The organism is Candidatus Sulfuricurvum sp. RIFRC-1 (assembly GCF_000310245.1).
In the GTDB taxonomy this organism is placed as follows: Bacteria; Campylobacterota; Campylobacteria; order Campylobacterales; family Sulfurimonadaceae; genus Sulfuricurvum.
Genome location: NC_020505.1, coordinates 1,551,036 through 1,564,057, shown reverse-complemented (window position 1 = coordinate 1,564,057; position 13,022 = coordinate 1,551,036). Strand labels below are relative to the sequence as shown.

Here is a 13,022-nt window from a genome sequence, read left to right as displayed (position 1 = left end):
ACATGAAAAAACTCACCATCGCAACACGTGGAAGCAAACTTGCCCTTTGGCAATCGAATCATATTAAATCGGTTATTGAATCGAATTTCAGTGATGTCGAGGTAGAACTGAAAATTATTATTACTTCAGGGGATAAGATTTTGGATGTACCTTTGGCAAAAATCGGAGGAAAAGGGCTGTTTCTTAAAGAGATCGAAGAGTCGATGCTTCGCGGTGAGGCACAAATGGCGGTTCATTCACTGAAAGACGTTCCTACCCTCATGCCGGAGGGGTTATTGCTTTCGGCGATCACTCTGCGTGAAGATGTCCGTGATGCGATGCTCAGTGAAAAATATCCTGATATTACTTCATTGCCTCAGGGTGCGGTTGTGGGTACTTCTTCATTGCGCCGCCGTATGCAGCTTGTAAAGCAGCGTCCTGATCTGGTGATCAAAGATTTACGCGGGAATGTCGATACCCGTATCCGTAAGCTCAAAGAGGGTGAATTCGATGCGATTATCTTAGCCGCAGCAGGAATTAACCGTTTGGGCTTTAGTGATTTAGTAGAATACTTTTATCCAATTTCCCTCGATGAGATGCTTCCGGCTATGGGGCAGGGGGCTCTTGGGATTGAGACGGTCAATGAGCCGTGGGTTTTGGAGATCGCGTCATTCCTCGAAGATGAGAACAGCCGTATCGAAACGACGATTGAACGCGGGTTTGTGGATACCCTTAACGGTGGATGTCAGGTTCCGATCGGTGTGAGTGCACGGGTTCAACCCAACGGTGAAGTCATCGTCCGCTCAACGCTCGGTATGCCTGATGGCTCTGAAATGATGGGGGATGAAATCATAGTATCAAAAGAGCATCTCTCACGTGTCGGTGAAGCGATGGCGGAGCGTTTGATTTCTCAGGGTGCAATGGAATTATTGCATCGTGCTGAAGTCATGGCGAACAAGGGATAATCTGTGACATTAAAAAAAACGATTGATCTGCTAAAATCCAAAGATGAACTTCGTGTCATCGATACCCCTTTAGATATTTATCTTGAGATTCCCCATCTAGCCTATGCTGAAGTGAAAAAAGAGGGGGGAGGAAAAGCACTTCTCTTTACCCACCCGATCGATCGTAAAAGCGGTAAAACATTCGAAACTCCGGTTGTTATGAATCTTTTTGGTTCTTATGCCCGGACCGAGCTTCTTTTTGGACGCAAAGTAGAAGGGGTAGCCAGCGAAATCGAAAAGCTTCTCCACATGAAACCGCCGCAAGGGTTCAAAGAAAAAATCGGAATGCTCGGCGATTTGTTTGCCATGAAAGATATTTTCCCTAAAAAACTCAAAACACGCGGCAGCTGCCAAGAGATTGTGAAGCAGGGCAATGAAGTGAATCTGTATGATCTGCCGATTTTGACGACATGGGAAGAGGACGGCGGACCGTTTATTACGATGGGGCAGGTTTATACTCAGAGTTTGGACGGTGCTTTGGTCAATCTTGGAATGTATCGTTTGCAAGTCTATGATAACAATCATTTGGGGATGCACTGGCAGATTCATAAAGATTCGTCGCACTTTTTCGATCAGTATCAGCGTGCCGGTAAGAAAATGCCGGTATCGATTGCGATTGGAGGAGATCCTCTGTACACGTGGTGTGCAACAGCTCCATTACCCTACGGTGTGAATGAATTGTTACTCTATGGACTGATCAAAAAAGAGTCCCCAAAGCTGGTTGAATCCCTTACGACTCCCCTTTATATTCCTGAGGATGTTGATTTCGTCATCGAGGGATGGGTAGATACCGAAAAACTTCAACTTGAGGGGCCGTTTGGAGATCATACCGGATATTATACCCTTGCAGAACATTATCCGGTGTTGGAAGTGAGTGCTATCACACACCGCAAAACCCCTTATTATCTTGCAACCGTTGTCGGGAAACCACCATTGGAAGATAAATATATGGGTTGGGCAACCGAGAGGGTGTTTTTACCGCTGTTGAAAACGAATGCGGCGGATTTGATCGATTACCATATGCCGGAGAACGGTGTTTTTCATAACCTTATTTTGGCAAAAATGAAACCGTTGTACAAAGGGCACGCCAAACAGTTTATGCATATTTTTTGGGGATCAGGACAGATGAGTTTTGTCAAACATGCCCTGTTTTTTGGGGAAGATGCTCCGAAATTGACCAATTATGAAGCGCTAATAACGTATGCACTAAACCGATTTATCCCAAAATGCCTTTTTGTCTCCGAAGGGATTACCGATGCGTTGGATCACTCCAGTCCTGAATCGCTCGTAGGGGGGAAATTAGGGATAGATTTTACGGCTTCGTATTCACCGAGTGCACCTGAATCGATTGAGAGTACACTCTTATTGGAAAAAGTACACTCCTTCATTTCCGAAGCGGTTGGATTAACGCAGTATATGCGTCATACGGCTAATCCGATTACGGTTGTAAGTGTGCGTAAAGAAAGTCGCTCAATCAAAGATTGTTTCTCCCTTTTGGAACCATTAAAAGAGTATTTACGTATTGTTATTTTTGTCGATGAAGCGAAAAATGATATCCATAACCCTTATATGCTCCTTTGGCGCGTAACCAATAATATGGATGCAGCTCGTGATCTTTATACGTCTGATGTTATCGTTGCGATTGACGGTACTACCAAAACAAAAGTCGATGGATTTGAACGTGAATGGCCCGGTGATGTTGAATGTACCTCTTCTGTGGTTGAACGTCTTAAATCACTTTCATTATGGGATTTAGATCTTAAATTAGAGAAGAAATACCGGCTATAACACGCTGTTTCCCCGTTTTTAGGGGAATCAACTTAAGCACTTTATTAGAATTACTAATGTAATATTGACAACTTAAATATTTTAAAAGAGGGAAATTTAATTCCATGCGCATGTTTTATGCTACAGTAGCAATTACACTTTTAGCCGGTTCAACTCTTCTTAATGCGGCCACGTATAAAGGGCAAAAAATTTATATTGACTCTTGTAAAGAGTGTCATGGCGGCGGGCAAGAGTTGGCTGCATCTAAAAAACAGCGCGGCTGGGAAAAACTGATGGATAATAAAGGGGAAAAGCTCGCGGATATCCACCTCTCTTCGAAAAAAGCTGCTGCTTCATGGGATTATTTCAAAGATCGAAGTTATACACGCGGCGCTAAACACTTGGAAGATTTTTTAGTTGAATACGCATCTGATAGCGGCAACGTCCCTGCCTGTAATTAATATTTTTTTAACGCCTACGGAGCAAAAGCCCCGCTTGGCTACGCTAGCCGCTGAGGCACTAAAGCTTGCCTCTGAAGAGGCAGAATCTATTTAAATGAGAATGTTATCGAGTAACGGTAATGTTTTCTAAACCAAACTTCGCTAAAATCCCCTAAATACTTAATATACTCGGAGATACCATGGAAAAGATGTGGTCCGGACGTTTCACGCAAGATGCGTCAACCCTTTTGGAAAAATTTAATGCCTCGATCATGTTTGATCAAAAACTTTACCGTGAGGATATCGAAGGCTCCATCGCACACGCTAAAATGCTGGCACATCAGGGTATTCTAACGAATGATGAGGCTGCTTTGATCGAATCCGGGATGGCTCAGGTTTTGAGTGAAATCGAATCCGGTAATTTTGAATGGAAAATCGGTGATGAAGATTTGCACATGGCGATCGAGAAGCGGTTAACTTCGATTATCGGAGAAGCAGGTAAAAAGCTTCATACTGCCCGCAGCCGCAACGATCAGGTAGCCCTCGATTTCCGTCGTTTTGTACTCCGTAAAAATCGTGAGATTGTTGCACAGATCAAAGCGTTGATGGACGTGGTTGTTGATATTGCACGGGATCATACGACGACGTTGTTGCCGGGTATGACTCATTTACAGCACGCTCAGCCGATTAATTTTGCATTTCACCTTCTAGCCTATGCCTCAATGTTTAAACGTGATTGTGAGCGTTTTGAGAGCTCTGTGGAACGAAATAATATCTCTCCGATCGGATGTGCCGCGTTAGCGGGGACTCCGCATAATATTAACCGCGAAATGACCGCAAAAACACTTGGATTTGATTCTGTGAGCATTAACTGTCTCGATACGGTAAGTGATCGCGATTTTGCCCTTGAAATCTTGTTTAATATTTCGACGTTGATGATGCACATCTCCCGTTTGGCGGAAGAGATTATTTTGTGGTCGAGCTACGAATTTCGATTCGTGGAACTCTCCGATCAGTATTCGACCGGAAGCTCAATCATGCCGCAAAAGAAAAATCCCGATGTTCCTGAGTTACTTCGCGGAAAAACGGGACGTGTTTTTGGAAACTTGATGGGACTTTTGACGGTGATGAAAGGGTTGCCGTTAGCGTATAACAAAGACACCCAAGAGGATAAGGAGGGGGTGTTTGACAGCGTTGAAACGGCTGAACTCTCTCTTGAAATTCTTCGTGAAGCACTCCGTACTATGACGATCAAGCCTCATAATATGGCTCGTGCGTGTAAGCTAGGACATCTTTCCGCGACTGATTTGGCCGATTATCTGGTTGAGCATTGCGGAGTACCTTTTCGTGAAGCGCATCACATCACCGGACGCGCCGTTGCTCGTGCCGAAGTGCTCGGAATCGATTTGAGCGATATCGATTATTCAGAACTCAAGGCTATTGATGATCGTATCAAAGAAGATGTCATCCCCTATTTGGCGATTGAACATTCGATGAATGCCCGTACTTCCCAAGGGGGAACGGCTGAAGTGCGAACATTGGAGCAGATTATCTATTTTGACCATTATCTTAAGGACATAAAATGAAAATTACCGTTGCTCATCAGAGTGAAATGAAGTTTGAAGCCAAAACTGAAAAAAGCAGTTTTATCATCGATTGCCCTCAAATTTCTCCGATCGAATATTTTTTAAGCGGGATTATCGGATGCAGTGCAACCGATGTGGTGATGCTCCCTAAACAGCAGGGGTATGAGGTTAAAAATCTTGAAGTATCCGGCGAAGTGGTTCGTAACGAGTCTGCACCGCGCAAGTTCAATACTCTTCACCTTGAATACCGTTTTGACTCCAATGCAGACGATACCCTTGCGGCACGCTGGGTGATGGCGAGTTTGGAGACCTATTGTTCAACGATTAACACGATTCGTGACAGTACGGTGATTACCTACACGATCATCCATAACGGTAATGTCATTCGTGAAAATGAATCAATGATCAGCGGTGGCGGAAGTGCCGTTGATTTCGGTGCGTTGCAAGGGTGTAATGCGTAAAAAGTGATTGGGGTATAGTATTTAAAGTGCGGTTTACTGCACGTGGGCTTCCCGCCGAGGGAAACCCAGTGTTAACGTAACTGAGTGGGGCTTTGCTCCGCCAGCGTTTTTAATTAAAAAAAATCTTTTGGATCCGCATCCGCAAAATGGCCCCATTTGAGCTTCGCTCCGCCGAGGATATGAAAGTGTAGATGCCCTACCTCTTGCCCTCCGTTTTCTCCGATATTGCTGATGATACGGTAGCCGCTCTCCTCAATTCCGCACGCTTTGGCAACCTCTTGCATAAATGTCGACATTCTTCCCATAACATCGCCAGGGACATCGTTAAAACTATTATAATGGGCTTTTGGAATCGCCAATATATGAACGGGTGCTTTAGGATTAATGTCATGAAAGGCATAAAATTCTTCGTTTTCGGCAACGGTATTGGAAGGGATTTCTTTATTGATTATTTTGCAGAAAATGCACATTTTAAACCTCTTTTTTTGTGTTATTGTAGCACATGGAAGATCGCTTGAAGCTATTTATAAAAGAGATTTGACTACAATATCCTCTAAATTGAAAGCCCTTTTCACCAAATTGTAAAGATCTATTTTAAAGCTTTCAGAAAATCACAATGGAGACTCTATTTTGCAAGAGTGGTATGACGCTATAAAATCGGCCGATTCGATTGATAAAATCGAAGAGATACGAATCGCCGTTTTCGGAAAAAAAGGGATTATGAACGCTGAGTTTGCCCGTATGAAAGATATTCCTGATGCTGAAAAAGGGATATTTGCCAAAGAACTGAATATCCACAAAGAGGGATTGAATGCGCTTCTTTTAGACCGTAAACTTTTCTTGGCAATGGAGCATTTACAAGCAACAATGAAATCCGAAGCCATCGATGTGAGTCTGTACTCTGCTACCACAGAACGCGGATCATTGCATCCGGTAATGGAGACAATGGACCGGATCGTAGAGTATTTTATTGCCATGAATTTCTCGGTACAAACGGGACCGATGGTTGAAGATGATTTCCACAATTTTGAAGCGCTGAATCTTCCTAAATATCATCCTGCGCGTGATATGCAGGATACTTTTTATTTTAAAGATGCGATGTTATTGCGTACCCATACCTCTCCGGTACAAATTCGCACAATGCTCTCAACCAAGCCTCCGATTCGTATGATCGCGCCGGGTGCGGTATTCCGTCGTGATTATGATATTACCCATACTCCGATGTTTCATCAAGTAGAGGGATTGGTCGTTGAAGAGGCGGGGAAAGTCTCGTTTGCCAATCTTAAATTTATCCTTGAAGACTTCCTTAAAACAATGTTCGGAGACGTCGAAGTTCGTTTCCGTCCGAGTTTTTTCCCGTTTACGGAACCTTCAGCCGAAGTGGATATCAGCTGTATTTTCTGCGGTGGAGATGGTTGCCGCGTTTGTTCGAAAACCGGATGGCTTGAAGTCCTCGGATGCGGTATTGTTGATCCGAATGTCTTTAAAGCTGTCGGCTATGAGAATGTCAGCGGATATGCGTTCGGTTTAGGTGTTGAGCGGTTTGCGATGTTGATCCACCGAATCGGTGATTTACGCTCTTTGTTTGAGGGAGATACGAGATTATTGGAGCAGTTTAGATGATCGTTACAAAAAATTGGTTAAATGAGTGGATCGATCTAGACGGTATCAATGCGGATACATTGTGCAAAACGTTTAATGCGATCGGATTAGAAGTTGATCGACATGAAGCCATCCGTGTTGCGGATGGTGTTGTCATCGGGTATGTCGAGAAGTGTGAAAAACATCCCGACGCCGATAAACTCAATGTATGTCAGGTTAATGTCGGAAATGAAGTACGCCAAATCGTGTGCGGCGCTTCCAATGTCCGTGAGGGAATTCATATCGCATTGGCTACTGTCGGAGCCGAACTTCCGGGCGGGCTCAAGATCAAAGAAGCTGTGCTGCGCGGTGTTGATTCACACGGTATGATTTGTTCATCCAAAGAGATTGGTTTACCAAGTATGGGTGAGGGGATTATGATCCTCGATCCAAGTATCGGTGAATTAGTTCTTGGGAAAAATCTGAATGAATACGGTGCATTTAATGACGATGTGATTGAGATTGAACTGACCGCCAATCGCGGAGATTGTTTGAGTATTCATGGGATTGCACGTGATTTACGTGCGGCACTTTCACGTGAACTTCGAGAAATCAACTACAAAGAGAAGCAAGACGGACGTTTGGGTATCGGGCGTATTTTGCAACTGCAACATACTGATACCTTTCATGCTGATTTGTTATTCGGTGCGGTTGATGTTAAAGAGTTCAGTGTCCCTTTTGCGATAGCATTGCGTTTAGCCATTATTGAAGAGGTTTACACTACCGCTGTAGATGCATTGCTACTGTATACAACCCAAAGTACCGGAGTTATTTTACGCGCCTATCCGTTTGAAAAATTTGGTGATCTTGAAACAAAAGGGATTATTACTTTTGAGAACGATGAGAATGGGTATGCAGCGCTTTATGGCAAAGAAAAAGTCTCCGTTATCGGTGTTTCTCAAGAAAAAGAGGCCCATTTTACTGCGAATGAAGGGTTGGCCGTTATCGAAGCGAGTTATATTGCCCCTGATATCATCGCTAAAAAAATGGGAGATAAAAAAATCCCAAGCTGTCCACATTATTACCGTTCTTCTCGTGGAAGTGAACCGAAAATTGAAATGGGAATCCGTTATGCCGGTAGTTTATTTGAAAAATATTCAGCTTCGCAAGTGTATGGCGGAAATATCGAACTGACCACCTCGTATGAACCGCCGATCATTAGTATGGGTGAGGAAGAATTCGAGTCGTTTATCGGACTGAAAATCGATAAAACCCGTATTACACAGATTTTTAAAAATCTTGGAATGGAAATCGGAAAGCCTAATGGGTCGACATTCGCTATTTCAGTCCCTAAATTCCGACATGATATCGTGAATAAACAAGATATTATCGAAGAAGTCGTTCGTATCGTCGGGATTGATAATATCCCTTCAAAGCCGTTTGTTTTTGCGGAAGCAAATCAGATGAGCAATGATTTGAATGACTATAAAAAGACACGTATGTATCGTCATCGTGCGGCTCAAAGCGGATTTTATGAATCGGTTCATTTCGTGTTTAATGAGCGCCTTCAGGTAGAAAAATACGGCTTTGTCTGTACCGATAGCGATAAAGAGCTATTGAACCCTATTACGGCGACGTTTGACACTCTTCGTCCGACACTGTTGGTGGGACTGTTAAATTCTGCTTCTGCCAATGTGAAAGTGAATCAAAAGAAAATCGCTCTCTTTGAAGCAGGGATGGTTTTTGATACTAACCGTCAAGAATCCAAACGTCTTGGGTTTATCGTATCCGGTGCAATGGAAAGTGAAAAAATTGCCAATGCCGGAAAACCTGCGGTTATCGATTTCGCCGCATTTACAAAATTGATCGCCGATGTTGTCGGATCATTTGAATTGGTTTCTCATACTCCAAGCCACTCTTTGGCTCACCCATACGTGTGTGCAAAAGTAATGATTAACGGCGTGGAAGCGGGAGAGATTTTCCGACTTCACCCAAGTATCGAAGAAGATCATGACCTCGCTCAAACTTTTATGTGTGAGATTAAAACCGATGCGCTTGCGTATGGGTTGGTTGAAGCACGTGCGTATTCAAAATATCAAGCATCTTTTAGGGATTTGAGTATTCTGATTTCCAAAGAGGTGAGTTATGAGAGTATTAAAGAGGTCATTGAAAAACACCGATCCTCTCAAGTACGACGTTTTTATCCGGTTGATCGTTATGTTTCAGAGACTTTGGGAGAACAGATGAGTTTGACACTCCGTTTTGTTTTACAATCCGAGGAAAAAACACTTGAAGATGAAGATATTACGATGGCGATGGAATCTATTTTGAATGGATTAAAAGAAGAACTCGGAGTGAATTTGAGATGATGTCTGCCAAGGTTTATCCCGCACCGCCGTTCGGGTTTAGAAGTGACGCAATTGCACCGGATAAATCAATTTCGCACCGCTGTGCTATGTTTGCGGTTTTAGCGGAAGGTGAGAGTAGAATCGAGAATTTTCTCCGCGCGGAAGATACCCTCAATACCCTTAAAATCGTTGGTCATCTCGGTGCAGAAATTACCGATGATGGTGACGTTATTACCATTCGCTCACATGGGATACAAGAGACTTCTGAAATTCTCGATTGCGGTAATTCCGGTACGGGAATGCGTCTGTTTTGCGGATTACTCAGCTCTGCTGAGGGGCATTTTGTTCTGAGCGGTGATGAGTATCTCAAGCGTCGTCCGATGAAACGGGTTACTCAGCCACTTCGTTCCATCGGAGCAAAACTAGATGGTCGCAATAACGGTGATTTAGCACCATTATCGATTCGTGGAGCTTCGCTTAAGGCCTTTGATTATGTTTCACCGATCGCTTCGGCGCAGGTTAAAAGTGCGATGATGTTAGCGGCTCTCCGCTCCGATGGCGTATGTACCTTTCGTGAACCGGAGCTGAGTCGTGATCATACGGAACGGATGCTTCGCGGTATGGGTGCACAGGTTGAAATAAATGGCTTGGAGACGAAGATCTGGCCGCTGGAAAAACCTCTGCAACCTCTGAATATTCGTGTTCCTGCTGATCCCTCCAGTGCCTTTTTCTTTGCGGTAGCCGCAGCGATCATTCCTAACTCTTCTGCTACTATCGAAGGGGTTACTCTTAATCCGACCCGTATCGAAGCCTTCAAAGTATTGGAACGTATGGGGGCAAAAATTACCTATACGCTGAATGATGAACGGTATGAACCGATTGGGACGATTCGGGTAGAATATGCCCCATTGAAAGCGGTGAGCGTTGAAGAAAATATAGCATGGCTCATCGATGAGCTCCCGGCACTTTCTATTGCAATGGCGTGTGCAGAGGGAAAAAGCATTATCAAAAATGCCGAAGAGCTGCGGGTCAAAGAATCGGATCGGATCAAAACAGTTGTCGACAATCTGAATCTTTGCGGTATTGAGACGGAAGAATATCCTGATGGTTACGCCGTTATCGGCGGTGAGCTTAAACCCGCACGAGTGAACAGTTACGGTGATCACCGTATTGCAATGAGTTTTTGCGTTGCAGGATTGAAATGCGCAATGGAAGTCGAAGATATTGAATGCATCAACACCTCATTTCCGAACTTTTTTGAATTATTGGGAAATTGTACAAAGGTTGAACGATGAAAATCGAGTTGGCGGAGAGCTACGGATTTTGTTTCGGTGTGAAACGGGCAATTAAAATTGCGGAAGAAAACCGCAATTCGTCAACGTACGGTCCGCTTATCCACAATGCCAATGAAATCGATCGACTTAAAAACGATTTCAATGTCGCGCTCAGCGAAAATCTTGATTCGTTTAAGGTGGGTGAGACGGCGGTCATTCGTACGCACGGTATTCCAAAACAAGAACTTTCCACTTTGCATGAACGACAAGTTAATGTGGTGGATGCAACCTGTCCGTATGTGACCAAACCGCAGCAAATTTGCGAAGAGATGTCGGCGCAAGGGTATGACATTGTGATCTTTGGCGATGAGGCTCATCCTGAAATCAAAGGGGTTAAAAGTTATGCAGATGATCATGTTTATGTCGTTAATAGCCTAGATGAACTCGATGCACTGAAACTTCGAGAAAAAGTAGCTACCGTAGCGCAGACTACCCGAAAGATCGAAGAATATCAGCAAATTGTCAGAAAATTGATGGCAAAACATAAAGAAGTCCGTGTGTTTAACACGATTTGTAATGCAACCTTTGATAATCAAGATGCTGTACGCGATTTGGCTCAAAAAGCCGATGTGATGATTGTTATCGGCGGTAAAAACTCATCAAATACCAAACAATTGCACTCTATTGCCAAAGAATATTGTTCTGACAGTTATCATATCGAAAGTCAAGATGATCTTCAGGAAAATTGGTTTGATACTAAAACTTTTTGCGGGATCAGTGCCGGAGCATCGACTCCCGATTGGATTATTGATGAAGTTGTTGCTAAAATCAAGAGCTTGACACGCGCCTAAATTCTCCCTCCTAATCTCAAAACAAGCATTTTTTCGCTATAATCAGCCAATTTTTAGTTACAAGGGAATAGGCATGGCTTTCGATAACGAAGCATTTGAAGAAGAAAATTTTGCTGAAATGCTGGAGGCATCGTTCAAAGAGCAAGAATCCACACGCATTACAGAAGGTGAAGTCGTAGAGATCCAAGAGAGTGACAACCGTGCGTTGGTAGGCGTCGGTGAAAAACTTGAAGGTATTCTTTCATTGGATGAAATCCGTGATACAGAGGGAAATCTTCTTTTTAACGTCGGCGATAAAATCATGGTAATGGTGATGGGACACTACAACGAGCGTCCAAAAATCTCCTATAAAAAAGTGCTCGAGCAAGAGAAAACATTAGCGTTTATCAATGCACATAAAGAAGATTTCGAGTCAGTGGTCATCGAAGCTTTAGTGACCAAGAAAAACAAAGGTGGATACCTTTTGGAAGCGGACGATGTCCACTTCTTCCTTCCTCGTTCACTTGCGGCGTTCAAAGAGACCGATCAAGTTGTCGGTAAAACCATCAAAGCACAAGTGGTTAAAGTTGATGCTGCTGAGGCTTCAATCGTGGTTTCTCGTCGTAAGCTTTTCAATGATGAGCGTAAGCGTAAGAAAGAAGTGATTGACGCGTTGATGGAAGAGGATAAAGTTATCCAAGGTACTGTCAAAAAGATCACCAGCTATGGTATGTTCGTTGATGTCGGAGGAATCGACGGGTTGGTTCATTACAATGAAATCAGCTACAAAGGGCCGGTTAATCCATCTAAACTTTACAAAGAGGGTGATATTGTCAACGTAAAAGCGATTGCGTACGATAAAGACAAGCGTCACCTTTCACTCTCAATCAAAGCGGTACAATCCGATCCGTGGCAAGAGGTTGAAGAAGCATTGGAAGAGGGTGATACTATCACGGTTACTGTCAGCAACATCGAGCCGTACGGTATTTTCGTTGACCTTGGTAACGACATCGAAGGGTTCCTTCACATCTCTGAAATCACATGGGATAAAAACATCAAACATCCTAAAGACTACCTCACAGTGGGTCAAGAGATTGATGTTGAAGTTATCGAAATTAACTCTAAAACCCATAAATTACGTGTATCGTACAAACGTCTTCAACCAAAACCGTTTGAAGAATTTACCAAAAAATTCAAAGAGGGTGATACTGTTACCGGTACCGTTACCTCTTTGACCGATTTCGGTGCATTTGTCAAAGTTGGCGGAGTAGAGGGATTGTTACACAATCAAGATCTTTCATGGGACAAAAACGTCAAATGTAAAGATACTCTCAAAGTAGGTGAAGAGATCGAAGTAAAAATTGCGAAAATCAATGGTGATGATGAAAAAATCTCATTGAACCGTAAATCTCTCGAAGAGAGCCCAATCGACCAATTCGCAACAAGCCATAAAATGAACGAAGTAGTGAAAGCTACGGTTCGTGATGTGAAAGATTTCGGTGTATTCGTTTCATTGGAAGGTGGAGTTGATGCCCTTATCCGTAACGAAGATCTTTATCCTCTTGTACCTGAAGAGCTTGAAATCGGTCAAACAATCGAAGCGGCTATTTTAGTCATCGATGCAAAACGTGATCGTATCCGTCTTTCAGTTAAAAAACTGGAGCGTATTAAAGATCAAAAAATGTTGGATGAGATCAATGATAACGATTCACACAGTCTTGGTGATTTGATTAAAGATCAATTGAAATAAAT

The 13,022-nt window shown here is 43.3% G+C and carries 11 protein-coding genes; 10 read left to right on the top strand and 1 reads right to left on the bottom strand.

Annotation, left to right across the window (positions count from 1 at the left end; all coding sequences use genetic code 11):
- Nucleotides 1–2 precede the first annotated feature (2 nt).
- The 5 genes from hemC to B649_RS07780 all read left to right on the top strand — a co-directional run bounded on the left by hemC (nt 3) and on the right by B649_RS07780 (nt 5,237).
- Entirely contained in the window at nt 3–944 is a 942-nt protein-coding gene (hemC, locus tag B649_RS07800; RefSeq protein WP_015653977.1) for a hydroxymethylbilane synthase, read from the top strand.
- A gap of 3 nt (nt 945–947) precedes the next feature.
- On the top strand, nt 948–2,771 hold the full coding sequence (locus tag B649_RS07795) for a menaquinone biosynthesis decarboxylase (protein ID WP_015653976.1): 1,824 nt from the start codon (nt 948–950) through the stop codon (nt 2,769–2,771).
- 104 nt (nt 2,772–2,875) lie between these two features.
- Nucleotides 2,876–3,211: a hypothetical protein gene (locus B649_RS07790; protein WP_015653975.1), complete on the top strand. Its 336-nt coding sequence runs from the start codon at nt 2,876–2,878 to the stop codon at nt 3,209–3,211.
- Between the two features lie 179 nt (nt 3,212–3,390).
- On the top strand, nt 3,391–4,776 hold the full coding sequence (gene argH, locus B649_RS07785) for an argininosuccinate lyase (protein ID WP_015653974.1): 1,386 nt from the start codon (nt 3,391–3,393) through the stop codon (nt 4,774–4,776).
- Nucleotides 4,773–5,237 (top strand): OsmC family protein, encoded by a 465-nt coding sequence (locus B649_RS07780; RefSeq protein WP_015653973.1) that lies wholly within the window; start codon nt 4,773–4,775, stop codon nt 5,235–5,237. Before argH ends, B649_RS07780 begins: the two co-directional genes overlap by 4 nt.
- Nucleotides 5,238–5,350: 113 nt before the next feature.
- Here the strand turns inward: B649_RS07780 and B649_RS07775 are convergent, their stop codons facing one another.
- Nucleotides 5,351–5,707: a histidine triad nucleotide-binding protein gene (locus tag B649_RS07775; RefSeq protein ID WP_015653972.1), complete on the bottom strand. Its 357-nt coding sequence runs from the start codon at nt 5,705–5,707 to the stop codon at nt 5,351–5,353.
- A gap of 160 nt (nt 5,708–5,867) precedes the next feature.
- On the opposite strand from B649_RS07775, the gene pheS reads away from it, so the two are divergent.
- The 5 genes from pheS to B649_RS07750 all read left to right on the top strand — a co-directional run bounded on the left by pheS (nt 5,868) and on the right by B649_RS07750 (nt 13,020).
- On the top strand, nt 5,868–6,860 hold the full coding sequence (gene pheS, locus B649_RS07770) for a phenylalanine--tRNA ligase subunit alpha (protein ID WP_015653971.1): 993 nt from the start codon (nt 5,868–5,870) through the stop codon (nt 6,858–6,860).
- On the top strand, nt 6,857–9,187 hold the full coding sequence (pheT, locus tag B649_RS07765) for a phenylalanine--tRNA ligase subunit beta (protein WP_015653970.1): 2,331 nt from the start codon (nt 6,857–6,859) through the stop codon (nt 9,185–9,187). The genes pheS and pheT overlap by 4 nt, the downstream gene beginning before the upstream one ends.
- Nucleotides 9,184–10,461 carry a 3-phosphoshikimate 1-carboxyvinyltransferase gene (aroA, locus tag B649_RS07760; protein ID WP_015653969.1) on the top strand — a complete coding sequence of 426 codons (1,278 nt, stop codon included), beginning with the start codon at nt 9,184–9,186 and terminating at the stop codon, nt 10,459–10,461. The genes pheT and aroA overlap by 4 nt, the downstream gene beginning before the upstream one ends.
- The gene (locus B649_RS07755; protein ID WP_015653968.1) at nt 10,458–11,291 is read left to right on the top strand and encodes a 4-hydroxy-3-methylbut-2-enyl diphosphate reductase; all 834 of its coding nucleotides are present in this window, start codon (nt 10,458–10,460) and stop codon (nt 11,289–11,291) included. The genes aroA and B649_RS07755 overlap by 4 nt, the downstream gene beginning before the upstream one ends.
- A 73-nt stretch (nt 11,292–11,364) precedes the next feature.
- Entirely contained in the window at nt 11,365–13,020 is a 1,656-nt protein-coding gene (locus B649_RS07750; RefSeq protein ID WP_015653967.1) for a 30S ribosomal protein S1, read from the top strand.
- Nucleotides 13,021–13,022: the final 2 nt, after the last annotated feature.